Below are 24245 nucleotides of genomic sequence, written 5' to 3'. Positions count from 1 at the left end.
CGATACTGGGCGGCGACCGGATGACCATGGGGGAGGTCACGTGACACACCCGCCGACGAAGAGCGCGGCACCGCCAGGCGCGGGCGCAGCCCTGCCCGCGCAGCGGACCGGCTCCCCCACGCCCGAGGCGGCGCCCCCACGCCGCCGCTCCGCGTTCGCGGAGGGCGCCGAGCAGCTGCGCGCCGCCGCCACCACCGAGCCCGGCCGGCTCCGTGTCATCGGCGCCGTCCTCGCCGTGCTGATCGTCGCCTTCGGGGCCGTCACCGCCTGGCAGATGACCGACCGCGCGGCCGCCGCCGACGACGTGCTGCACCGCAGCCAGCCGCTGAGTTCGGGCGCCGCCGACATCTACCGTTCGCTGGCGGACGCCAACACCACGGCTTCCAGCGGCTTCCTGGCGGGTGGTCAGGAGACGACCGCCTCCCGCGCGCGGTACGAGAAGGACATCCGGACCGCCGCCGCCAAGCTGGTCACCGCCGCCGCCAACTCCGAGCCCGGCTCGCCCTCCGAGGCGGCCATCGCGAAGCTGAACACGCTGCTGCCGGAGTACAAGGGGCTGGTCGAGCGGGCCCGGGTGTACAACCGGCAGGGCTACCCGGTCGGCGGCGCGTACCTGCGGTACGCGAACGAGAAGATGCAGCAGGAGATGCTCCCGGCGGCGCAGGACCTCTACACGAAGGAGAACGCGCGCCTCGCCTCCGACTACTCGGACGCGACCCCGTACCCCTGGGCGGCGATCGTCCTCGGCCTCCTCGCGCTCGCCGCGCTCGCCTGGGCCCAGCTGCGCCACTACCGCCGGACCAACCGCCTGCTGAACCACGGCCTGGTCGCGGCCTCGGCGGCCACGGTCGTCACGCTGCTGTGGCTGGTCGTCGGCCACACCCTCGCCCGCGCCGGCCTGGACGGCTCCTACGACCACGGCGTCCGCTCGCTGAACGTGCTGCACGACGCCCGGATCGCCTCCCTGAAGGCGCGCGGGAACGAGAACCTGAGCCTGGTGGCACGCGGCGCCGAGACGGTCATGGTCGGCGGGCAGACGTACGACGCGTACTACTACGACTTCGACAAGGACATGACCGCGCTCGGCAAGGGCCTCACCGAGGCCGCGGCGCTCGCGGACGACAAGGCCGGCAGCAAGCCCGTCGTGGCGGCCGAGGGGAACATGAAGGTGTGGAAGGAGCGGCACGCCGACGCCCGCACCGAGGACGAGAACGGCGACTACCAGGCGGCGCTGGACAAGGTGATAGGCACGAAGGACGCGACCGCCGAGTGCTTCGACAGCGTCGACACGAACCTGAAGAACGCGCTGGCGTACGAGGAGACCCAGTTCAGGGAGCGGGCCACCGACGGGCGGGACGCGATGTCCGGACTGCCCATCGGAGCCGCCATGCTGGGGGTCGCGGCGGCGGCCGGCGCGCTGTTCGGCATCGGGCGCAGGCTTTCGGAGTACCGGTGAGAGGGGGCGTGACGATGTTCGTGCGGCGGATGAGGGCCTCCCTGCGCGGCTGGGGCGGAGTGGGCGCGATGGCGGTCGGCTGCGTCCTGGCGCTGGCGTTCGTCCTGCTGCTGCCGCTCACCCAGTCCCGCGGTGCGGGCGGCCAGGGCGAGGGGCTCGGCGGTCCGGGACTGGCGACCGGCAGCCCGGCGAAGGCCGACGACTGCGTGGACTCCGAGGCACAGAACGAGACCTGGTCGCCGTCGGGCGCGGACGGGTCCACCATCGACGCCATCAAGGCCCGTACCGGCGCCAAGCGGAAGCTGATCGTCGGCGTCGACCAGAACAGCTACCGCTGGGGCTACCGCAACCCGAACAACTCGGACGCGGAGCTGGAGGGTTTCGACATCGACCTGGTGCACCGGATCGCCCAGGACATCCTCGGCGACCCGAACGCCGTGCAGTTCAAGGCGATTCCGACGAGCCAGCGGATACCGGCGATCCAGGACGGCCGCGTCGACATGGTGGTGCGCACGATGACCATCAACTGCGACCGCCTGAAGGACGTCGCGTTCTCCGCGCCGTACTTCAAGACCGGTCAGCAGGTCCTCGCCCCCAAGTCGTCGCCGATCACGGGGTACAACGACACGCTGGCGCACAAGAGGATCTGCACGGCGGCCGGTTCGACGGCGTACACCAAGCTGGCCGCCGACCGGAAGTCCGGCAAGCTGGTCTCCTCGGCGGACATCTCCACCACCGTCCCCAACCAGCTCGACTGCCTGGTGCGGCTGCAGCTCGGTGAGGTCGACGCGGTGGTCACCGACGGCGCGCTGGCCGCCAGCCAGGCCGCCCAGGACCCGACGGTCGAGCTCAAGGGTGCCGCCTTCACGACCGAGTACTACGGGGTGGCGATGAAGAAGGACGCGACCGATCTGGTCCGCCGGGTCAACCAGATCCTGGTGGAGTACCGGTCCGACGGCTGGCAGGCGTCGTACGACAAGTGGTTGTCGGCGACACTGGGAGCGGACTCGGCGGCGTCGAAGCCACCCGCGCCGCAGTACCTGCGCACCAGCTGACCCGCATCCGCGAGGCCCAGCCCCGACGAGCAAGCGAGAGGTGATCGATGGGCGTCACGGACCCCGCCGGGCCGGTGATGGACCGGGACGAGGTGGACCGTGCGCTGGCGCGGCTCGGCGCGGAGCACGAGGCGATCGAGACCTCACTGCTCGCCCTGCAGGACCACGCGGGCCGCAGGCTCCTCGAAGGCGCCGAACTGACCGGGACGACCCGGGAGCGGTGGACGGCCGCCGACGCCTCGATCACCCTGCTGTGGGCCTATTTCGACGCCTACACGGACGCGTTGCGCTCCGCCCGGGAGATCAGGGCCCGGCGCCGCTGGTCCAGCCGCGAGGACCTGGTGGAGCTGACCGAGCTGCTGCGCGGCGAGTCCGTGACGGTGGCGGGCAGCGCGACCGCGACGGCGAACGCGCCCACCCTGCTGTCCGCGGCCGGCCGGCTCAGCGAGCGCTTCTCGCTGACCGGTCTGGTCGACCGGATGAACGAGCTGTACGCGACCTCGCTGGACATGGTCGTCACCGCCGACGCGGTGTGGTCGGCGCTGCCCGCGCGGATCGATTTACTCGCCGCCGAGCTGCAGCGCACCCGCAAGCTGGCGCACTCCGTCGGCGTGCGCCCCGGCGAGCACCCGGCGGGCGACGACCTGGAGCGGATCACCCGCACGCTGACGAAGCTCCGCGAGGACGTGGTCTCCGATCCGCTGGCGTTCTGGGTGCCGGCGCCGGGGAGTTCGGCGCCCGGCGGCGGCCGGCCCGACACCACGGTGTACGACCGGGAGGCGCGGGCACTGGAGGAGGTGCGGCGGGAGATCGACGCCGTGCTGACGGTACGGCAGGACGCCGAGGCCCGGCTGATCAAGCTGCGGGACGTGCTCTCCCGCGCGGACCGCACCCTCGCCGAGGCGCGCACCGCGCGCGGTGAGGTGCTGGCGAAGATCGCGGCGACCGAGGTGCCGGTGGTCAGCGGCCCGCCGACCGCGCTGCAGGAGCAGCTGGCGACGGCCGCCGAGTACCGCAGAGGGGCCCAGTGGCACCGCCTGTCACCGCTGCTCGAATCGCTGGAGCAGAAGGCGGAGGACGAACTGCTGCGCGCCCGCGAGTCATTGACGGCGGTCACCGCCCCGCTCGCAGTGCGCGCGGAGCTGCGCGGTCGGCTGGACGCGTACAAGGCGAAGGTGGCCCGGCACGGGCTGGCGGAGGACCCGTTCCTGATCGAGCGGTACGACGCGGCCCGGCGGATGCTGTGGAGCGCGCCCTGCGACCTGCGGGTCGCGGAGCAGGCGGTGCTGCGCTACCAGCACGCGGCCGCCGAGGCGCTGGGGGCGCCGCGGGTGCCGCAGCAGAGCGGACCCGAGGACCGGAGGGGGGAGTAGCCGTGAGTCAGGCGGGAGACACCTGCCAGCGGCCGGACTGCGAGGGGTCGTACGAGGACGTCGGCGGCGGTGAGCTGTACTGCGACACCTGCGGTCTGGCCCCGGTCGTCTCGGTTGGGGGTCCCCCCTCTGGGGGAGGGATGGTCGGCTCGCCGCCCACCGGGATCACCGCGGGCGGCAGGGGCTCGACAGGCAGCGGGAGTTCACGCTCCAGCAGCCGCACCTCGCGTACGTCGTCGCAGTCGTCGAAGTCGCGGCGCTCGGTCTCCGGGCGGCTCTCGCGGTCCCTGTCGGGCAAGTCGACGGGCCGTTCGGTGTCGGTGCGCAGCTCCGGTTCGTCGAGCAGTGCGTCGGCGCGCAGCCGGCTGGGCGCGGGCCTGGTCACGGTGCCGCAGGTGCCGAAGCCCGACCCGCGCGAGATGGTCCTGGAGAACCCCGAGGTACCCGAGCGGAAGCGGTTCTGCTCGCGGTCGGACTGCGGGGCGCCGGTCGGGCGCGGGCGCGGCGACCATCCGGGACGGACCGAGGGGTTCTGCACCAAGTGCGGCAACCCGTATTCGTTCGTGCCCAAGCTCAAGGGCGGCGACGTGGTGCACGGCCAGTACGAGGTCGCGGGCTGCATCGCGCACGGCGGCCTGGGCTGGATCTACCTCGCCGTGGACCGGGCCGTCGCCGACCGCTGGGTGGTCCTCAAGGGCCTCCTGGACACCGGCGACCAGGACGCGATGGCCGCGGCGATCTCCGAGCGGCGGTTCCTCGCGGAGATCGAGCACGCCAACATCGTGCGGATCTACAACTTCGTCGAGCACCTCGACCAGCGCACCGGCTCCCTCGACGGCTACATCGTCATGGAGTACGTCGGCGGCAAGTCCCTCAAGGAGATCGCCAACGCCCGCCGCACCCCGGAGGGCCGCCGCGACCCGCTGCCGGTGGAGCAGGCCTGTGCTTATGGCATCGAGGCCCTTGAGGCCCTCGGCCACCTGCACAGCCGCAACCTCCTCTACTGCGACTTCAAGGTCGACAACGCCATCCAGACCGAGGACCAGCTCAAGCTGATCGACATGGGCGCGGTGCGCCGGATGGACGACGAGGAGTCGGCCATCTACGGCACGGTCGGCTACCAGGCACCCGAGGTCGCCGAGGTCGGCCCGTCCGTCGCCTCCGACCTGTACACGGTGGGCCGGACCCTCGCGGTCCTCACCTTCGACTTCCAGGGCTACACGACCGTCTTCGTGGACTCGCTGCCCGACCCGGACAACATCGAGGTGTTCCGGCAGTACGAGTCGTTCTACCGGCTGCTGGTCCGGGCCACCGACCCCGACCCGGCGCGCCGGTTCGCCTCCGCGCAGGAGATGGCGGAGCAGCTGACCGGTGTGCTGCGCGAGGTCGTCTCGGTGCAGACCGGCACGGCCCGGCCCGCGCTGTCGACGCTGTTCGGGCCCGAGGTGAAGGTCACGGACACCGAGCTGTTCCCGAAGCTGGACGGGGACGTGTCCCGGCTGGGCGCGCGGACAGTGGCCTCCCGGACGCTCGCCCTGGAGCCGTCGGGAGGGGCCGCGGCCCCCGCCGACCCCGCCCTCGTCAGGCCCATCGCCACCCCGGCCGCCGCGCTCGCCCTGCCGGTCCCGCTGGTCGACCAGAGCGACCCGAACGCCGGTTTCCTGGCCGGCCTGTCGACCTCGCTGGTGGGCGAGGTCAGTCTGCTCAGCGCGCTGGCCGCGGCCCCGACGCAGACGGTGGAGACCGAGCTGCGGCAGGTCCGCGCGCGGCTGGAGAACGGCGACTTCGAGGCCGCGCAGGTGAGCCTCGGCCGGCTGGAGGACGAGCGGCCCGACGACTGGCGGGTGGTCTGGTGCCGGGGCGTGGCCGGCCTGGTCACCGGCGACTTCGAGGGCGCGGCGCTCGCCTTCGACGCGATCTACGACGCCTTCCCCGGCGAGACCGCGCCCAAGCTGGCGCTCGGCCTGTGCGCGGAGGTGCTCGGCCAGCTGGACAACGCGGCCGAGTACTACCGGCTGGTGTGGGCGACCGACCCGGGCTTCGTCAGCGCCGCGTTCGGCCTGGGCCGGGTGCAGCTGGCGGCCGGGGACCGGCGGGGTGCCGTACGGACGCTGGAGTCGGTGCCGGAGGCCTCGATCCACTACACGGCGGCCCGGGTGGCGGCCGTACGGGCGCGGCTGCGGCACCGGACCGCGGCGGCCGACGACACACCGTTCCTGGACGACCTGACGGCCGCCGCCGGGCAGATCGAGGCGCTGGACGCGTACGGTCTGGATCCGGCCCGGCGCGAGCAGTTGTCGGCGGAAGTCCTCGGCTGCGCGCTGGACTGGATACTCTCCGGGGGCCAGGACTCCCAGCCCACTGTCGGCGGCCGGGTGCTGCTGGGCAGCGGTCTGGACGAGCGGGGCCTCCGCTTCGGCCTGGAACGCTCGTACCGCACGCTGGCCAGACTGGCGACCGGCGGTGAGGAGAGGATCGACCTGGTGGAACGGGCCAACCGTTACCGCCCCCGGACGTGGGTGTAGTTGATGTCGCAGATGCCCCAGCAGGTAGCACCGGCGAAGTGCCCGAGCTGCGCGGAGCCGCTCGAATCGGGTGACCTGTTCTGCGGTGCGTGCGGGTACGACCTGTCGGCCGTGCTCGCCGCGCCGCAGGACCACCCGACCCTCACCATGGGCGCCGCCGGTGTGGGATCCTCGGGCGTGGACTGGCCCCCGCCCGAGCCGGAGAGCTCCGGTACGCCCGCGGCACCGCATCTGCCGACCGACCTGCCCGGCACCGACTCGGGCGGCACGTCGCTGCCGGTGTCGCCGGCCCCGCACGGCTCGCCGGCCTCCCCGCCGCCGCACGGCTCGCCCCCGCACGGCTCGCCGGTTTCACCGGCCTCCGGGGTGCGGTTCGACCGGCCGCCGGAGCCGGACGAGTACCCGCTGCAGGCGCCGGACCCGCGGGTGGCCGCCTCCGCCGCCGAGACGGCCGAATCGGCCGGGACGGCCGACACCACCGAGCTGTCGAAGGTCTGCGTGGCCTGCCGCGCGGGCCGGGTCGACGACGACGGCTACTGCGAGAACTGCGGGCACGCCCAGCCGCGCGAGCGCGACCACATGGAGCAGGAGTCGGGGCCGGTGGCCGCGGTCAGCGACCGCGGCCTGCGCCACCACCGCAACGAGGACGCGTTCGCCGTCGGCCACACCGCGCTGCCCGACGGCACCCCGGCCGCGCTGGCGGTCGTCTGCGACGGCGTCTCCTCGGCGACCCGTCCCGACGAGGCCTCGATGGCCGCCTCCCGGGCCGCCATCGAGGCGCTGCTGGCCGCGCTGCCGCAGGGCACCCATCCGCAGGCCGCGCTGCACGACGCGATCGTCGCGGCCTCCCAGGCCGTCAACGCCCTCGCGGAGGAGCCCCCCTCGGCCCGTGAGCACGCCCCGCACCAGAACGCTCCGGCGTGCACGATCGTCGCCTCGATCGTGGCCTCGGGCCTGCTGGTGGTCGGCTGGGTCGGCGACAGCCGCGTCTACTGGGTGCCGGTGGACCGCGGCGCCCCGGCCGCCCGGCTCACCGAGGACGACTCCTGGGCCGCCCAGATGGTCGCCGCGGGCCTGATGAGCGAGGCGGAGGCGTACGCCGACGAGCGCGCCCACGCGATCACCGGCTGGCTCGGCGCGGATGCCTACGAGGTGGAGCCGCACACCGCTTCCTTCAAGCCGGACCGGCCCGGTGTGGTGGTGGTGTGCACCGACGGCCTGTGGAACTACGCGGAGACGGCCGAGGAGATGGCCGAGATCGTCCCCGCCGACGCGGACGTACGGCCGCTGCACGCGGCCCGGGTGCTGGTCGGCCACGCCCTGGACGGCGGGGGCCACGACAACGTAACAGTGGCGCTGCTCCCGTTCCCGGAACCGCCGCAGGGGGCAGGATCCGCCTGAGGCCGCCGCAAACGGCCGCAAACGGGAGCGAGACGCACGGGGAAAGAGGCGTACGGCGGAAGACGTACGGGGAAGCAGCGGCGGACCGGAGGGGACCGGTCCGCACACCGTCAGCACCCACGCGTGGGGTGGAGGGGGACCAGAGCAGTCATGGCCAATTTCTCGAAATCGAGCGTGCCGCAGTTCTCGGTGGACGTGTACCAGAACGAGTACCTGCCGGAGGGCGGCCGCGAGGTCAACGCGATCGTCACGGTGACGGCGACCGGCGGCGGCACCGTCGGGACCGCGGTCGGGGCGTCGTACGCCGCTGGGCAGGGGCCCGCCGCCGGGGTCGCGATCATGGTCGACTGCTCGGGGTCGATGGACTACCCGCCCACCAAGATGCGCAACGCCCGGGACGCCACCGCGGCCGCGATCGACACCCTGCGCGACGGCACCCACTTCGCGGTGATCGGCGGCACGCACGTGGCCAAGGAGGTCTACCCGGGCGGCGGCCGGCTCGCGGTGGCCGACCGTACCTCGCGCGAGCAGGCCAAGCAGGCGCTGCGCAGGCTCAGCGCGGGCGGCGGGACGGCGATCGGCACCTGGCTCCGGCTCGCCGACCGGCTGCTGTCCTCCGCGGACGTCACCATCCGGCACGGCATCCTGCTCACCGACGGCCGCAACGAGCACGAGTCGCCGGAGGACCTCAAGGCCGCCCTGGACTCCTGCGCCGGGCGGTTCACCTGTGACGCGCGCGGTGTCGGTACCGACTGGGAAGTGAAAGAAGTCACAGGGATCGCCTCCGCGCTCCTCGGCACCGCCGACATAGTCGCCGACCCCACGGGCCTGGCCGCCGACTTCACGCAGATGATGGAGACGGCGATGGGCAAGGAGGTCGCCGACGTCGCGCTGCGGCTGTGGACCCCGGTCGGCACGACCATCAGGTTCGTCAAGCAAGTGGCGCCCACGGTGGAGCAGTTGACCGACCGCCGCACCGAGGCCGGGCCGCGGGCCGGGGACTACCCCACCGGCTCGTGGGGCGACGAGTCCCGTGACTACCACGTCTGCGTGGAGGTCCCGACAGCCGGCCTCGGCCAGGAAATGCTCGCCGCGCGCGTGTCGTTGGTCGTCCCGCAGCCCGACGGCAGCGTCCAGAACCTGGGCGCACAGGGCCTGATCAGGGCGGTATGGACGGACGACATGGTCGCCTCGACCTCCATCAACCCCCAAGTCGCCCACTACACCGGCCAGGCCGAACTGGCACAAGCCATCCAACAGGGGCTGGATCTCCGCAAAGCGGGCGATATGGACGGGGCAACGGCCAAACTGGGTCGGGCCGTTCAGTTGGCAAGCGCTTCCGGGAACGCGGATACTGCGAAACTGCTTGCGAAGGTGGTGGACGTGGTCGATGCCACGACAGGTACTGTGCGATTGAAGGCGAAGGTCGAGGAGGCCGACGAGATGACTCTCGAGACAAGGTCCACAAAGACTGTTCGTGTAAAGAAGTGACCTGACAGTCCACACGCAGGACCACCCAGACAGGCTCAGGACGATCCTGACAGAGAGGGAAGCCCGCCATGCCGACCTGCCCGAACGGACACCAGTCGGGTTCCGACGACTGGTGCGAGGTGTGCGGTCACCGCATGGCCGGTGCCGTACCTCCGCCGCCCCCGCCGACCGCCGGCGGCTACGGCTTCCCGCCGCCGTCGCCCGGCGCCCCGGCCGGTGGTCCCATGGGCGGCGGCCGCCATCTGTCCGCCGTGCCGAACAACTCGCCCGAGCCCGAGCTCTGCCCGCAGTGCCGTACGCCCCGTGAGGGCGGTGCGCCGTTCTGCGAGGAGTGCCGCTGGAACTTCCTGACCAACACGGCCACCTCGTACACCCCGGCCGCCCCGCGCCCGCCTGCGGGCGGCGGTCCGGCCGCGCCGAACTTCCGGCCGCCGGCCCCGCCGTCGTACGGCGGCGGCGACTCGTTCGAGTACCAGGGCTCGCGCCCCTCACAGGTGAACCGTCCGGCCGAGCCGATCCCGTCCTTCGGCAGCGAGCCCTCGGGCCCGACGCCGTTCGCGGGCGAGCGCGGCGGCCCGTCCGCCTTCGGCGCCGACCGCGGCCCCTCGGCACCGCCGTCGGGTCCCCCGGCGTTCGGCGGCGGCGACCGCGGTCAGTCCGGCCCGTCGGGTTTCGGTGGTGACGACCGAGGCCAGTCCGGCCCCCCGGCGTTCGGCGGCGGCGACCGAGGCCAGTCCGGCCCGCCCGCGTTCGGCGGCGGCGACCGAGGCCAGTCCGGCCCGCCCGCGTTCGGCGGCGGCGACCGAGGCCAGTCCGCTCCCCCGCCCTACGGCGGCGGCGACCGAGGCCAGTCCGCTCCCCCGCCCTACGGCGGCGAACGCGGTCCCTCTTCTCCGCCGCCCCCGCAGTTCGGCGGCGGCCCGGGCCAGAACGCCGGCGGCGCGTCCGCCTTCGGTGCTCCTCCCGGCGCCGGTCAGGCCTCCGGCCCGTACACCCGCGATCCCGCCGGCGGACCCTTCGGTGGCTCGGACCCGTCCCGGCCGCCGGGCGGCCCCGGTGCCACCACCGGCGGCGCTCCCGGCGCCTTCCAGCAGTCGGCCCCGCCCGCCCCGCCCGGCTTCCCGCAGGAGACCAGGCAGCCGGCCGGCGGCCCGTCCTTCGGCGGCGGTGACGACGACTGGGTGATCTCCCCGCCCGGACCGGCCGGCGGTCCTGCCGGCCCCGGCGCGCCCGCCCGTCCCGGCGGCTACGGCTACCCGCAGCCCGGCGCCACCCAGGCCCCACCCGGCCCCGGCTTCCCGCAGGCCCCGCAGGCTCCGGCGACCTGGACGGCGACGATCGGTCCGGACCGCGAGTACTTCATGGCGATGATGCAGCGCTCGGGCCCGGAGGCGGCCGGTCTCAACCTGCCCGCGTACTCCCCCGAGCAGCAGCGCACGCTCACCGGCAACCAGGTCACCATCGGCCGCCGTCGGCACTCCACCGGCGACACCCCCGACATCGACCTGTCGGTACCGCCGGAGGACCCGGGCGTCTCGCACCAGCACGCGGTCCTGGTCCAGCAGCCGGACGGCAGCTGGGCGGTCGTCGACCAGAACTCGACGAACGGCACCACGGTGAACGGCGGCGAGGAGCCCATCCAGCCCTTCGTCCCGGTACCGCTGCAGGACGGGGACCGGGTACACGTGGGGGCGTGGACAACGATCACTGTCAGGCGGGGCTAGGGAACCCTGCCCAGGGGCGCTGGGGGTACCCCCGGCCGAAGGCTGGGGGAGGAACTGCGCGACCAGCCCCCACCGGCCCGCAGCCGGAGTACTGCACTCAGACCGGGAGCGGCCAGACGAACGGCCCCTCCCGGTCGTCCAGCCACGCCCACTCCCTGTCCTTCTCGACACACACCCCGTACCGCTCGCGCCCGGGCCTTCCCTCCCCCACCCACACCTCATACGCCTCCCGCGGACTGAGCACCCCCTGGGTCAGCTCGACCAGGAACTGGAACAGCTCGTCCTCGAGAGCCTGGGACGGCACCCCGGCCGTATCCCCCACCCCCGCCCTCGCCACGCCCCGCAACGGCACGAAGAACGCCGCCGACGGCAGAAACCTCCCCTCCGCACCCCCTCCCCGCACGGTCAGCGCCAGCAACCCGGTGGCCACCGGCGTGAGGATCCGCGCCCCCTCCGCGCACTGTTCGACCCACGCCCGCGGCACACCCGGCAGCGCACAGGTCCCGATGATCCGGTCGTACGGCGCCCGCTCCGGCACCCCCCGTGCCCCGTCCCCCGTGACGACGGCCGGCCGGTACCCGGCCGCGGCCAGATGACGCCGCGCGGACTCGGTGATCTCCGGATCCACGTCGACGGTCGTGACGAGACCGTCGTCGCCCAGCCGGTGCGCCAGCAGCGCCGCGTTGTACCCGGTCCCCGCGCCGATCTCCAGGACCCGGTCGCCGTCCGTGACCTCCAGCGCGACCAGCATCCGCGCCATCAGCGAGGGCTGGCTGCTGGAGGAGAGCAGTTCGCCGTCGCGCAGCCGGGTGGCCAGCGGTACGTCCTCGTAGGCGCCGCGCACCCACCGCTCCCGGGCCGCCGGATCCGGGCTCTCGCCCCACCGGCGCTCGTAGCCGCGCGTCCCGGCGACGTAGTAGTAGGGCACGAACAGATGCCGGGGCACCGCCGCGAAGGCCTCCCGCCACACCGGGTCCCCGGCCCAGACCCCCTCCGCGTCGATCTCCCGCACCAGCCCGGCCCTCGCCACGGCGGCCGGCCCCTCGGTCTGCGAGTCGTAGGCGCCCATGCGTCCACCCTAGATCCGCGCCCCCGCTCCCGGTCCTAAGCCTTGAGTCCTCGGTCACCCCGTCTGAGACCATGTACGGGTGAGAGAGATTCGGCGCGGCACGCTTCAGGAGAAGACCTTCTACGAGCAGGTCGGCGGGGAGGAGACGTTCCGCCGGCTGGTCCACCGTTTCTACGAGGGCGTCGCCGAGGACGAGCTCCTGCGGCCGATGTACCCGGAGGAGGACCTGGGCCCGGCCGAGGAGCGGCTCACGCTGTTCCTGATCCAGTACTGGGGCGGCCCGACGACGTACAGCGACAACCGCGGCCATCCGCGGCTGCGGATGCGGCACGCCCCGTTCACCGTGGACCGGGCGGCGCACGACGCCTGGCTGCGGCACATGCGGGTGGCGGTGGACGAGCTCGGCCTCTCCGAGGAGCACCGGGAACAGCTCTGGAACTACCTCACCTACGCGGCCGCCTCGATGGTCAACACCCCCGACTGAGCGGCCGCGCGGCCTTCAGCGGACGCTGACGCCCAGCGCCCCGAGCCCGGCCCGCCGTACGGCGATCGACCCGTACGGCGTCCGCAGTCGCAGCCACGCTCCCGAGGACAGCAGCACGACCTCGTCGGCCGTGTCGGTCGCGGCGGCCGGCCGCAGGAAGCCGAGCGACTGGGCGGCGTGCACGGCCCGTACCGGGAGCGGGGTACCGCCCACGGTCCGGGACCAGATGTCCCGCCCGATCCGGTCGAGTTCGGCCCGGGTACGGCCGTCCGGTGCCAACTCCTGCGTACGGGACCGGAATTCACGTACCGCGGCGGCCACCGTGGCGCGCAGCGCCTGCGGCGCGGGGAGCCCGGGCTCCGGCTGCCAGCCGCCCCTCGGCGGCAGCACCCCGGCCCACGGCGGGCCGGTGACCGCCCCCGGCACGGTGGCGGTGGCGGCCGGCTCGTCGACCGACTCCAGCAGCTCCCCCGCCGACACGGTCACGTCGAGGGTGACGTCGAGTCCGTCCTCGTACGGCTTGGCGAGCCGCACCGCGCGGATCGCCAGCACCTCGAAGGACGGCGGGCGCCCGAAGACGGCGAGCGCGGTGCCGGCCGCCTGCAGGCGCACCGCGGCCGAGCGGTCGTAGTGGAGCAGCCGGGAGAGGAAGGCGGCGAGATCCGCCGTCTCCCCGTCGTCGGCCAGGTGGAGCACCGTCATGCGGCGACGGCCTCCTCCTTGTCGTCGTCGCGGTACTCCTCCAGGAAGTCCCGCTCCTCGGCGGTGATCCGGCGCGGCCGTCCGGCGTCGAAGTCGAACGGCACGACGACCGTCGAGGCCCGTACGTAGACCAGGTCGTCGTCCTTCACCTCGTAGGTGATGGTGAAGGACGCGGCCCTGATCTCGGTGATCCACAGCTCGATGTCGACCGGGTGGTGCCGGTGGACGAGCTGCCGCTTGTAGTCGATCTCGTGGCGCGCCACCACCGACCCCTGCTTGAACTCCTTGTCCGGGCGGAACAGGAAGTCGATCCGGGCCTCCTCCAGGTAGCGGATGAAGACCGCGTTGTTGACATGGCCGTACGCGTCCATGTCGGACCAGCGCAGGGGGCAGCGGTAGAGATGACGCAAGTTCGATCAGCCCCGGGTCAGCTTCTTGTAGGTGGCACGGTGCGGACGCGCGGCGTCCGGTCCCAACCGCTCGATCTTGTTCTTCTCGTACGACTCGAAGTTGCCCTCGAACCAGAACCACTTGGACTCGCCCTCGTAGGCGAGGATGTGCGTCGCGACCCGGTCCAGGAACCAGCGGTCGTGGGAGACGACGACGGCGCAGCCGGGGAACTCCAGCAGCGCGTTCTCCAGGCTGGAGAGGGTCTCGACGTCCAGGTCGTTGGTGGGCTCGTCGAGGAGCAGCAGGTTGCCGCCCTGCTTGAGGGTGAGCGCGAGGTTGAGGCGGTTGCGCTCACCGCCGGAGAGGATGCCGGCGGGCTTCTGCTGGTCCGGCCCCTTGAACCCGAAGGCGGACACGTACGCGCGGCTCGGCATCTCGACCTGACCGACGTTGATGTAGTCGAGCCCGTCGGACACGACCTCCCACAGCGTCTTCTTGGGGTCGATGTTGGCGCGGCCCTGGTCGACGTACGAGATCTTGACGGTCTCGCCGACCTTGATGTCACCGGAGTCCGGGGCCTCCAGGCCCTGGATCATCTTGAAGAGGGTGGTCTTGCCGGCACCGTTCGGACCGATGACGCCGACGATCCCGTTGCGCGGCAGCGTGAAGCTGAGCCCGTCGACGAGGACCTTCTCGCCGAAGGCCTTGTTCAGCTTGTCGACCTCGACGACGACGTTGCCGAGCCGCGGGCCCGGCGGGATCTGGATCTCCTCGAAGTCCAGCTTCCGCATCTTGTCGGCCTCGGCGGCCATCTCCTCGTACCGCGCGAGACGGGCCTTGGACTTGGCCTGCCGCCCCTTCGCGTTCGACCGCACCCACTCCAGCTCTTCCTTGAGCCGCTTCTGCCGCTTGGCGTCCTTCTGGCCCTCGACCTTGAGACGGGTGGCCTTGGTCTCCAGGTAGGTGGAGTAGTTGCCCTCGTAGGGGTAGGCACGCCCGCGGTCGAGCTCGAGGATCCACTCGGCGACGTTGTCGAGGAAGTACCGGTCGTGGGTGATGGCCACCACGGTGCCGGCGTACTTGGCGAGGTGCTGCTCCAGCCAGTTCACCGACTCGGCGTCGAGGTGGTTGGTGGGCTCGTCGAGGAGCAGCAGGTCGGGGGCCTCCAGCAGCAGCTTGCAGAGCGCGACGCGCCGCTTCTCACCACCGGAGAGCGTGGTGACGGGCCAGTCGCCCGGGGGGCACCCGAGCGCATCCATGGCCTGCTCCAGCTGGGCGTCCAGGTCCCAGGCGTTGGAGTGGTCCAGGTCCTCCTGCAGCTTGCCCATCTCGTCGAGCAGCGCGTCCGAGTAGTCGGTGGCCATCAGCTCGGCGATCTCGTTGAACCGGTCGAGCTTGCCCTTGATCTCGGCGACGCCCTCCTGGACGTTCTCCAGGACGGTCTTGTCCTCGGTGAGCGTGGGCTCCTGCATGAGGATGCCGACGCTGTAACCGGGCGAGATGAAGGCGTCACCGTTGGACGGCTGCTCCAGTCCCGCCATGATCTTCAGCACGGTCGACTTACCGGCACCGTTCGGACCGACGACGCCGATCTTGGCCCCCGGCAGGAAGTTCAGGGTGACGTCATCGAGAATCACCTTGTCGCCGTGCGCCTTGCGCGTCTTGCGCATGGTGTAAATGAACTCAGCCAAGAGAAACCGTCCGGCAGCTTGAAATCTGGCAGTGGGCAGATACACCCCATCTTGCCGTACGGCCAGCCCTGTGCGGAAACTCGTTGGGTCGGGGGGCTGTGACCTGGGGGTTCGTGGTTGGTGCGGTGGGCTTGTTCGGGGGCGGGGCGGGGATCGTAGATTGGGGCCGTGATCGAAGATGCATCGCCTGACCGGTTAGACCGGTCGGCCACCAGACGGAGGCATGCCGCGCCGAAGAAGGCCGGGGGCGGCGGTCTGCTGCGTTCGTCGGCGTTGATGGCGGCGGGGACGGTGGTCTCGCGGGCCACCGGGTTGATACGGCAGGTGCTGCAGGCCGCCGCGCTGGGCACCGGGCTGCTGGCCACCACCTACAACCAGGCCAACACGGTGCCGACCAGCCTGTACTTCCTGCTGATCGGCGGCGCGCTGAACTCCGTCCTGGTCCCCCAACTGGTCCGGGCCCGCGCGGAGGACCCCGACGGCGGCGCCGCCTTCGAACAGCGCCTGGTCACCCTGGTGCTGTGCGTCCTCGGTGCGGGGACCGCGCTGGCCACGTGGGCCGCCCCCGAGATCATCGGCGTCTACCAGCGGGACACGCCCGCCACGCACGCCGCGTTCGAGCTGACCGTGGTCTTCGCCCGTTTCCTGCTTCCGCAGATCTTCTTCTACGGCGTGTTCAGCATCTTCGGCCAGGTCCTCAATGCCCGGGACCGCTTCGGGGCGATGATGTGGACGCCGGTCCTGAACAATCTCGTTCTGATCGTCATGTTCGGCCTCTACCTCGGTCTGATGACCGCCCCCGACCAGGTCTCGGACATCACCGATGCGCAGGTCAGGCTGCTCGGGACAGGGACCACGCTCGCCCTGGCCCTCCAGGCGCTCGCCCTGGTCCCCTACGCTCTGGCGGCCGGTTTCCGCTTCCGCCCGCGCTTCGACTGGCGCGGCACCGGCCTGCGCAAGAGCGTGAGCGCGGCCCGGTGGACCCTGTTGTTCGTGCTGGCCAACCTCGTGGCGAGCACGGTCGTCACCCGCCTGGCCTCCTCCGCGGACGCCGCGCTGCCGCACGACGGCGTCGGCTACACCGCCTACAGCTATGCCCAGCAGATCTGGATGCTGCCGCAGTCGATCGTCACCGTGTCCCTCGTGACCGCCCTGCTGCCGCGCATGAGCCGGGCCGTGGCCGAACGCCGCGTCGGCGATCTGCGCACGGACCTGTCCCGGGCGCTGCGGGTCAGCGGCGTGGTCGTCGTCCCGGCCGCCTTCTTCTTCCTCGTCTTCGGACCGCAGATCGCGCAGCTGCTGTTCGCCCACGGCGCGGCGGACGCCGCGGCCACCCGCCCGCTGGGCCACATGCTGCAGGCCTTCGGCCTGGGGCTGGTCCCGTTCTCCGCCCAGTACCTCCTGCTGCGCGGCTTCTACGCCTTCGAGGACACCCGTACACCGTTCCGGATGGCGGTGTGGATCAGCGGCATCGACATCGCTCTCGCTGTGGCCTGTCACCTCCTGTTGCCGCCGCGCTGGGCGGTCACCGGGATGGCCGCCGCCTATGCCGTGGCCTACGCGATCGGCCTGCTGCTGACGGCCGTACGGCTGCGGCGGCGCGTCGAGGGTCTGCTGGACGGCCGGCGGATCTGCCGCACCTACACACGGCTGACGGCCGCCGCCACCGCCGCCGGGGCCGCCGGGTGGCTCATCGCCCGAGCCTGCGGTCAGGGCCTGGCGTCGGCCTCCTGGACACCGGCGCTCTCGCTGGCCGCGGGCGGCATCACGATGGTCCTGCTGTTCGTCCTCATGGCGCGGCTCCTGCGGGTCGGGGAACTGCGCAGCCTCCCCGGGCTGGGTTGAACCCGGCACGCAGGGGCACGGTCGCTCACGACATGACAGCGCTCGCGAGGCAGCGCAAGCTGGGAGGGCCGGGAGAGACGAAAGGCCGCTCATGCCGCGATCCATGCGTGCGCTCGTAGCCGGCGAGGTCGGCGAGCCGGACGATGTCCTGCGGCTGGAATCCCGGCCTGTTCCCCTGGCGGAGGCCGGCCAGGCGTTGGTCCGCGTGACGGCGACTCCGGTGCACGCCAGCGATCTGCACGTGCTGCGCGGTCGTTACGGTTTCTCCCCGGAGTTCCCCACGGTCGGGGGATACATGGAGTGCGTGGGCCGGATCGAGGCCCTCGGTCCGGGCACCGAGGGGCTGAGGATCGGCGAGCGCGTGGTGGACGCCGCGATCCCGGCGGTACCGGGGCCGCGGGTCGACGGCACCTGGCAGGAATACCTCGTGGCCGATGCGCACAGGCTGCTGCCGGTCCCCGATCGGCTGAGCGACTCCGAAGCCTGCCAACTCGCCGTCAATCCCTTGACCGCGCTGCTCCTGGTGACCCGCGAGCTCGACGTGCAGCCGGGCGAATGGCTGTTGCAGACGGCGGCGGGCTCCACCGTCGGCCGGCTCGTCGTCCAGCTGGCCGGGCATCTGGGGATTCGCACGATCAACGTGGTGCGGCGGCGCGATGCCGTCGAGGAGATCAGGGCGCTGGGCGGCGACGAGGTCATCTGCACGGAGGACGAGGATCTGGTGCAGCGGGTGGCCGAGATCGCAGGGCCGGCCGGCGTGCGCAAGGCCACCGACTGCGTCGCGGGGCAGCTGGGTGCCCAGGTGTCCCAGGCATTGGCTCCGGGTGGCGAGGTCGTGGTCTACGGCGCGCTCTCCACCCATCGTCAGACCGATCCGGCGGCGCTGACCATTCCCGTGTCGGCGCGCTCGCTCATCTACGAGACCAAAGTGGTCCGCGGGTTCTGGCTGAACCGCTGGTTCGGTGCCGCCTCACCTGCGGACGTCCTGGACGCGCTGTGCGAGGTGCGCAGTCTCGTCGTCAATGGAGTGCTGACCATCCCCGAGGGCCGGCCGTTCCCGCTCGAACGCTTCGCCGAAGCCGTCTCGTTCGCCGAAGCGCCCGCCCATGGCGCCAAACCGCTCCTCGTCTTCGACGTCGGCCGGCCCGAGGACGACAGGCAGGTATGAAGCGGTGTGAAGCGCCACGGCGTGGTGTGACACAGTATTCGGACAGCGGAGACACGCGTCGTCGTTGTCCTTGCTCGGTGGTGCCTATCGCCAGACCCGGTCGCCGCCCGGCACACCCCTGGCGACGCAGCGCCTTCTACTCACCCTCTCCCTGCCCCGGCACAACTCGCTTGTATCCGGCCTCCACTGCGCGGCGGTACCAGTCCTGAGCCTCGTCCTCTTCACCCCGTAGGCTCAGGCAGTACGCCAGATTGGCCATGGCCGGCGGAAATCCGCGGTCTGCCGCGTGCCGGTAGACCGTGCAGGCGTCGTCCTGATCGCCCGCGCGATCGAGGGCGAGGGCCAGGTTGAACAACTGGAGCCCGGCCTTGTAAGGGGCCAAGACGGACAGATACTGCCGTTCGACGGCCTCCAGTCCCTCCCGGCGATAGGCCTTGAGCAGGAGGTTCGTCGCGCTTCTGGTACCTGACGGTGTGGAGAACCAGGCGAGCGGCACACCGATGCAGATCGCCAGAGCCGCGAGCATCCACGCCACCCAGGCCGGTGTGCCGATCACCGAACGGCTCCACCCCGTGGCGGCTCCGAGGACGAGTGCCGCCGGAACCCCCGTCGAGGCCACGAAGAGGAGCACGAGAGAACGTCTCTTCCAGCCGTAAGTCACTGCACAAGGTGAGCACGCCGGCCAGTGGCTTTCAAGGGCCGGTCACCGGGTCGGAGAGCCTTGCAGGGTCCTGTGGAGGAGGAGGGCCGTTGCCGCCGCCGCTCCCACTACGCCCGCCGTGCGGAAGGAGCGGGTGGAGCGCCAGGACAGGACGGACCAGCGGGAGTTGGCCGAGAGGACGGAGCCCGTGCTCAGCCAGGAGCCGGCCGAGACGAGGGACAGGGCCGAGCCGATCGAGCCCGCCGAGAGGGCGCTGCCGATCGAGCCGACGGAGAGGGCCGAGCCGACCGATCCGATGGAGAGCACCGAGCCCACCGAACCGATCGACAGCACCGAGTCGTGCGACCAGAGGGACAGGACGGAGTCGGAGGACGACGACCTGTCGGGTGCGGGTGAGTTGGTCATGACGTCATAGTGCCCGTCCGGGAGTCAGTCGGTCTGCTGGTTCTCCCGCTGGCGGAGGATCACCAGGACCGCCCCGCCGATCACCACCAGCCCGATGGCCACGCCCGTGATCACGCCGGTCGCGGAGTCACCGCCGGTCGCGGCCAGGTTGACGTCGGAGGCGGTGCCGCCGACCGAGGCCGGGCTGGGCTCGCTGAGGGTCTGGGTGGCGAGGCCGGCGTCGGTGCCCTGGGTCCTGCAGTCGAGGACACCGGTGAAGCGGCGTTCGAGGCCGTTCGCGCCGGTGATCGTGAAGTCGTAGGCCTGGTCCTCCTGGAGCGGCACGGTCACCGTCCGGGAGGCGCCGGCGGGGATGGCGTACTCCGTGCTCACCAGCTTGAAGGTGAACGGCTTGTCCCCGGTGTTGGACGCGGTGATGTCCACGCCGCTCCGGGCGCAGTTCTTCTCGGCCGACAGTGCCGGTATCGCGCCCCGGTCCGCCCACGTCGCGTTCGCGGTCGCGGCGACCGTGGACTCGCTGGAGCCGGCCAGGATCTGCGTCTGGCTGCGGCTCCCGGAGGTGAAGGCCCGGCCGACGGGGACGGTCGTCGACGCCTGGACGGTCAGTTCGGCGGAGGAGTCCGCGGCGTCGTCGGGGACCTTGAAGTACAGCTCGCTGCCGTCCTGCGCGGTGGTGACCGGCTTGCCGGCCTTGTCGGTGATCCGTACGCCGCTGAGGGCCGCGTCGGACGGCGGGACCACGGTGACCGTGCGGGCGTTGGTGTGGACCGTCACCGGGCCGAGCAGGCCGCCCGGTCGGCCGGACACGGCCGGCGGGGAGAGGGTCAGCGAGGCCTGCGGCTCGTTCTGGCCGCGGGCGTTCTTCTCCAGATAGTCGGCGAGCTTCTCGGCCTGCGGATCGACGGCGTCGACGTCCGCGCCGTCCGAGAAGCGCCAGATCGCCACCTGGGTGCCGGCCGCCGCGTCCTGCTCGGTGAGGCTGCCGGCACCGGCCTTGCGGGCCAGCGCGGCGAGGTCGTTGACCTGCGGGTAGGAGTTCTGCAGGATCCAGCGGATGTCGCCGGCGTTCTTGTTGGCGCCGAGCGAGGTGCCGCTCCACGCCGTCTCCTGGTACTTGGCGTCCCGCTGGGCGGGGTTGTGGAGGTCGACGCAGTACGTCTGGAGCGTGCCGCCGCCGTCCACGGACATCTCGAACAGGCCCGCGGCCACCTGCTCGTCGCCGCTGTCGCCGTGGACCACGGCCTCGCCGTAGGTCTTCAGGCCGTTCATGGTCGCCGTGGCCCCGCTCTGGCTCTGGGCGGTCCCGTCGTCGGCCGCGGCCCGGCCGGCGCCGGTCAGCGCGGCGGCGGCCACCAGCCCGGACACCAGGGCCGCAGCGGCGAGGCGGACCACGCCTCTCGCGGCCACGGCAGTGCCGTAGTGCCTGGTGGACGCGCGGGGCGCCGAGAGACCAGAGAACGCAGCGAGCACAGAATTCCCCTTCGAGCAGGACCCGTTGGACGCGGGGGGGCGGTCCCACCAGCAGAATCAGCGGCCCCAGGGGCCATGCCCGGCATCCTATGGATCAGCCGCACCGCCCTTTCCCGGTGAGATGGTCCGATGAGCGATCCGATCCGTAATCGTTATCGCGGAGGCGCGAACGAGCGGGTCCTATCGACAAATCCACCTGGTCGTGGTGACGGGCGCTTCGGAGCGCATTCGCCGACAAGCCGTCAAGGACCGCCAAGGGCCGACAAGGGATCGCCAAAGGTCGTCAAGGGCCGTCGAGCCCGGTCAGGGGCCGTCGGCGGCCGTCGATGACGGTCGACAGACATCGGCGGGCGTCAACGGGCGGTCGCTCTGCTGCCGTTCGGACGAGTAGGCGCCAACAGGCCTTGACGCCGACCCACTTCACGTCCCGTCACGGCGCGGCCACCGCCACCGCCACCGGTTCCGGTTGCGCCTGGGCGGGCGGGTCGGGGGATTCCGCCGGTGTCTCCCAGTCGGGTTCCGGGCGCGGTGGTGCCGGTGCCGTCGAGTCCGGCCTGCCGGTTCGCCGGAAGGCCGCCGTGCCGCGGGCGAGGTCGTGGCCGATCGCCACCGCGTCGATGTCGGCGGAGGCCCACTGCTGGCCCTCCCGGGTCTCGGTGCGCACCTTCAGCCGCCCCTGTACGACGACCGGGTCGCCGACCGTCAGCGAGGTCGCCGCATTGGTGGCGAGCTGCCGGTTGGCCCACACCGTGAAGAAGTTGGTGTGGCCGTCCGTCCAGGCGTTCTTCTCGCGGTCCCAGTAGCGCGCGGTCACCGCCAGCCGGAACCGGGCCGACGGACCTGCCGCCAGCTCCCGGAACACCGGTTGCGTCGCCACGTTGCCCACCGCGCAGACCATCGTCTCGTTCATCACGAACCCCTCCCTCGCCCGGCCGCCGCGGCCGGGCGGATCCGCGTACGGGTCCGTCCCGTACGGCTGTGTCCACCGCGGCGACCGGGTGCGTGTATGCATCGGTATGCGCCCGTGTGCGTCCCTGTGGGTCGCGATCGCCGTGGCCCCAGACTGCCGCCGTCGGCCCGGGCCCGCCGAGCGCTGTGGATCACCGCCGGGCGGTGGAGAACTCCACCACCCGGGCGGGTGACGCCGTCCCCCCGGACGGAGTCTCACCCCACTCCGGCGCCCGTCCGCCTCACCCGCGCGTACTGCTCCCGCACCTCCTGGTACCGCAGCAGCTCCGCCGCCACCGGATCCAGCACCCGGGCCCGCCCGCAGCCGGCCGCCGCCTCGCGGAGCCGGCGTTCCGCCTCCAGGCCGTACCGGCGGGCCGGGCCCCGGGCCGCCATCCGGCAGCCCCACTCGACCAGCGGGCCGCCGATGATCCCGGAGACCATCAGCAGCACCGGAACGCCCAGGTTGGGCGCCGTCACCCCGGCGATCTGCCCCATCAGCCACAGTCCGCCGAGCACCTGGAGGAGCGTCATGGCGGCCTGGGCGAGCACCGCCACCGGCCACCAGCCCGGCCGCGGCGGCCGCCCCGGCGGCAGCCCGGCCCGTGCGGCCAGGTCGTCGAGCGCCTCCGGAAGGCCCTGCGAGCCGCGTACGGCCGCCTCGCGCACCGCCTGCGCCCAGGGCACGGGCAGCCCGGCCGAGGCCCGCTCGGAGACCGTGCGCACCGCCTGCTCGACGCGCTGCCGCGCGGTGGCCTCCTCCTCCGGCTGGGCCTTCTGCAGGCGTCCGGTGGGCGGCTCGGCGCGCTTCTGGTACCAGCGCCACAGCCGGAGCCAGGGCGTGCCGCAGGCCCGGTTGGCGTTGCGCCGCCAGGCGCGTTCGGCGGCCTCGCCGGCGGCGGTGGCACCGACCGCGTCCGCGAGCCGCCCGGCGAACTCGTCGCGCGCCTCCTCGCTGAGCCCGGCGCGCCTGCCGGTGGCGTAGACGGGCCGCAGCCGGGCCGCGGCGGCGTCCACGTCGGCGGCGACGCGGCGGGCCGCCGCGCCCCGCTCGGACACGAACTGGCCGAGCACCTCGCGCAGTTCGCCGACGCCGTCGCCGGTGAGCGCGGACAGCGCGAGCACGGTCGCGCCGGGGTCGCCGTACTCGCCGAGGGCGATGCCGTCGTCGTCGAGCAGCCGGCGCAGATCGTCCAGGACCAGGTCGGTGGCCTCGCCGGGCAGCCGGTCGGTCTGGTTGAGGACGATGAACATGACCTCGGCGTGGCCGGCCATGGGCCGCAGATAACGCTCGTGGAGGACGGCGTCGGCGTACTTCTCGGGGTCGACGACCCAGATCACCGCGTCGACGAGTTTCAGGATCCGGTCGACCTGTGCGCGGTGCTGGACCGCGGCCGAGTCGTGGTCGGGCAGGTCGATCAGGACCAGCCCGCGCAGCTGCGCGTCCGCCTCCGGGTTGTGCACGGGGCGGCGGCGCAGCCGGCCCGGGATGCCGAGCCGGTCGATGAGGGCGGCGCTGCCGTCGCTCCAGGTGCACGCGATGGGCGCGGCGGTGGTGGGCCGGCGTACCCCGGTCTCCGAGATCGCGACTCCGGCCAGCGCGTTGAAGAGCTGGGACTTGCCGCTGCCGGTCGCACCGGCGAGGGCGACGACGGTGTGCTGGCCGGAGAGCCGGCGGCGGGTGGCCGCCTCGTCCAGGACCCGGCCGGCCTCGGCGAGGGTGTTGCTGTCGAGGCGGGTGCGGGAGAGGCCGACGAGTTCGCGCAGGGCGTCGAGACGGGAGCGCAGCGGTCCGTCGTACGCGAGCGGGGCGGGGGTCGGGGCGCCCGGGCCGCGGGTCTCCACGACGGGGACGGCGGCTTTGGCGGTCTCGGTGACCCGGCGGGCGATGAGACCGTCGTCCCAGACGTCGTCGCCGGTGGCCGGATCGTCGTCGGCGGGCGGGCGGTCGTCGGTGGTGGCGGTAGCGGGCGGGCGGTCGTCGGCCGGCTCCCGTTGCTCCCGCACGCGTGCGTGCGGGACGCTCTCGGTCCCGGCGGCCGGTTCGGCAGCTTCGGCCGCCTCGGAGGCCTGCTTGACCGCGGGAGATCCGGGCGGAGATCCAGGGGCTCCTGCCGTGCCCGCGCGCTCCTTGGACTCCTTGGACTCCTCGAGGTCCTTGAACTCCTCGAGGCCTTTGGACTCCTTGAGGTCCTTGCCACTGTCGTCCCGGTGCTGGGCGCCGTCCGGGGCACGGTCTCGTGCGGGCTCCCGTGCGGCGTCCGGTGTGGGGTCCGTCGTGGTCGGTCCGCTCTCGAAGTCGCTGGCGTAGTCACCGGTGAAGTCACTGGTGTGATCCATGCGTTCCATGTGATCCGTGTGGTCGTGGTCAGTGACGGCGGTCACCG

General features: G+C 72.5%; 19 protein-coding genes. 10 read left to right on the top strand and 9 right to left on the bottom strand.

All coding sequences use genetic code 11. From position 1 onward, the window contains the following. Nucleotides 1-40 precede the first annotated feature (40 nt). The 7 genes from ACFY6U_RS20105 (at nt 41) to ACFY6U_RS20075 (ending at nt 11025) form a co-directional block, all read left to right on the top strand. Nucleotides 41-1456 (top strand): hypothetical protein, encoded by a 1416-nt coding sequence (locus ACFY6U_RS20105; RefSeq protein WP_390039974.1) that lies wholly within the window; start codon nt 41-43, stop codon nt 1454-1456. A gap of 14 nt (nt 1457-1470) precedes the next feature. Next, nucleotides 1471-2511, top strand: a complete 1041-nt coding sequence (locus ACFY6U_RS20100) for a glutamate ABC transporter substrate-binding protein (RefSeq protein ID WP_390040438.1) — start codon at nt 1471-1473, stop codon at nt 2509-2511. A 47-nt stretch (nt 2512-2558) separates the two neighbouring features. Further along, entirely contained in the window at nt 2559-3884 is a 1326-nt protein-coding gene (locus ACFY6U_RS20095; RefSeq protein WP_390039972.1) for a hypothetical protein, read from the top strand. 2 nt (nt 3885-3886) lie between these two features. After that, nucleotides 3887-6409 (top strand): tetratricopeptide repeat protein, encoded by a 2523-nt coding sequence (locus tag ACFY6U_RS20090; RefSeq protein ID WP_390039970.1) that lies wholly within the window; start codon nt 3887-3889, stop codon nt 6407-6409. Nucleotides 6410-6412: 3 nt separating this feature from the next. After that, nucleotides 6413-7810: a PP2C family serine/threonine-protein phosphatase gene (locus tag ACFY6U_RS20085; RefSeq protein WP_390039968.1), complete on the top strand. Its 1398-nt coding sequence runs from the start codon at nt 6413-6415 to the stop codon at nt 7808-7810. Nucleotides 7811-7960: 150 nt separating this feature from the next. Then, entirely contained in the window at nt 7961-9301 is a 1341-nt protein-coding gene (locus tag ACFY6U_RS20080; protein ID WP_390039966.1) for a VWA domain-containing protein, read from the top strand. Between the two features lie 68 nt (nt 9302-9369). Beyond that, on the top strand, nt 9370-11025 hold the full coding sequence (locus ACFY6U_RS20075) for an FHA domain-containing protein (RefSeq protein WP_390039964.1): 1656 nt from the start codon (nt 9370-9372) through the stop codon (nt 11023-11025). A gap of 97 nt (nt 11026-11122) precedes the next feature. Here ACFY6U_RS20075 and ACFY6U_RS20070 read toward each other — a convergent pair whose 3' ends face one another. After that, a complete protein-coding gene (locus ACFY6U_RS20070; protein ID WP_390039962.1) occupies nt 11123-12094 on the bottom strand; it encodes a methyltransferase domain-containing protein in 972 nt (323 codons plus the stop codon). A gap of 79 nt (nt 12095-12173) precedes the next feature. Between ACFY6U_RS20070 and ACFY6U_RS20065 the strand changes: the two genes are divergently transcribed. Further along, on the top strand, nt 12174-12578 hold the full coding sequence (locus ACFY6U_RS20065) for a globin (protein WP_355711757.1): 405 nt from the start codon (nt 12174-12176) through the stop codon (nt 12576-12578). Nucleotides 12579-12593: 15 nt separating this feature from the next. Here ACFY6U_RS20065 and ACFY6U_RS20060 read toward each other — a convergent pair whose 3' ends face one another. From ACFY6U_RS20060 to ettA, 3 genes are read right to left on the bottom strand one after another with little or no spacing between them, the layout of a single operon-like run. Next, complete coding sequence (locus tag ACFY6U_RS20060; protein WP_390039960.1) at nt 12594-13280, bottom strand: hypothetical protein; 687 nt, start codon at nt 13278-13280, stop codon at nt 12594-12596. Continuing rightward, the gene (locus tag ACFY6U_RS20055) at nt 13277-13690 is read right to left on the bottom strand and encodes a thioesterase family protein (RefSeq protein WP_351700066.1); all 414 of its coding nucleotides are present in this window, start codon (nt 13688-13690) and stop codon (nt 13277-13279) included. The genes ACFY6U_RS20060 and ACFY6U_RS20055 overlap by 4 nt, the downstream gene beginning before the upstream one ends. Before the next feature lie 6 nt (nt 13691-13696). After that, complete coding sequence (ettA, locus tag ACFY6U_RS20050) at nt 13697-15361, bottom strand: energy-dependent translational throttle protein EttA (RefSeq protein ID WP_390039958.1); 1665 nt, start codon at nt 15359-15361, stop codon at nt 13697-13699. A 276-nt stretch (nt 15362-15637) separates the two neighbouring features. Here ettA and murJ point away from each other — a divergent pair, with 276 nt between their 5' ends. Then, nucleotides 15638-17206: a murein biosynthesis integral membrane protein MurJ gene (murJ, locus tag ACFY6U_RS20045; RefSeq protein WP_390040436.1), complete on the top strand. Its 1569-nt coding sequence runs from the start codon at nt 15638-15640 to the stop codon at nt 17204-17206. 91 nt (nt 17207-17297) lie between these two features. After that, nucleotides 17298-18374, top strand: a complete 1077-nt coding sequence (locus tag ACFY6U_RS20040; protein ID WP_390039957.1) for a zinc-dependent alcohol dehydrogenase family protein — start codon at nt 17298-17300, stop codon at nt 18372-18374. A 136-nt stretch (nt 18375-18510) separates the two neighbouring features. Here ACFY6U_RS20040 and ACFY6U_RS20035 read toward each other — a convergent pair whose 3' ends face one another. The 5 genes from ACFY6U_RS20035 to ACFY6U_RS20015 all read right to left on the bottom strand — a co-directional run bounded on the left by ACFY6U_RS20035 (nt 18511) and on the right by ACFY6U_RS20015 (nt 24243). Further along, entirely contained in the window at nt 18511-18930 is a 420-nt protein-coding gene (locus ACFY6U_RS20035; RefSeq protein WP_390039955.1) for a hypothetical protein, read from the bottom strand. A 147-nt stretch (nt 18931-19077) separates the two neighbouring features. After that, nucleotides 19078-19440, bottom strand: a complete 363-nt coding sequence (locus ACFY6U_RS20030; RefSeq protein WP_390039953.1) for a hypothetical protein — start codon at nt 19438-19440, stop codon at nt 19078-19080. A gap of 24 nt (nt 19441-19464) precedes the next feature. After that, nucleotides 19465-20847, bottom strand: a complete 1383-nt coding sequence (locus ACFY6U_RS20025) for a Cys-Gln thioester bond-forming surface protein (protein WP_390039951.1) — start codon at nt 20845-20847, stop codon at nt 19465-19467. 493 nt (nt 20848-21340) lie between these two features. Then, nucleotides 21341-21820 carry a single-stranded DNA-binding protein gene (locus ACFY6U_RS20020; protein ID WP_390039949.1) on the bottom strand — a complete coding sequence of 160 codons (480 nt, stop codon included), beginning with the start codon at nt 21818-21820 and terminating at the stop codon, nt 21341-21343. Nucleotides 21821-22074: 254 nt separating this feature from the next. Beyond that, nucleotides 22075-24243, bottom strand: coding sequence for a GTPase (locus tag ACFY6U_RS20015; protein ID WP_390039947.1), 2169 nt, complete (start codon nt 24241-24243; stop codon nt 22075-22077). Nucleotides 24244-24245: the final 2 nt, after the last annotated feature.

Origin of the sequence: Streptomyces sp. NPDC013157, assembly GCF_042899865.1 — a bacterium.
Lineage (GTDB): Bacteria > Actinomycetota > Actinomycetes > Streptomycetales > Streptomycetaceae > Streptomyces.
The sequence above is the reverse complement of the archived record's forward strand: the minus strand, read 5'-3'. Positions and strand labels throughout refer to the sequence as shown.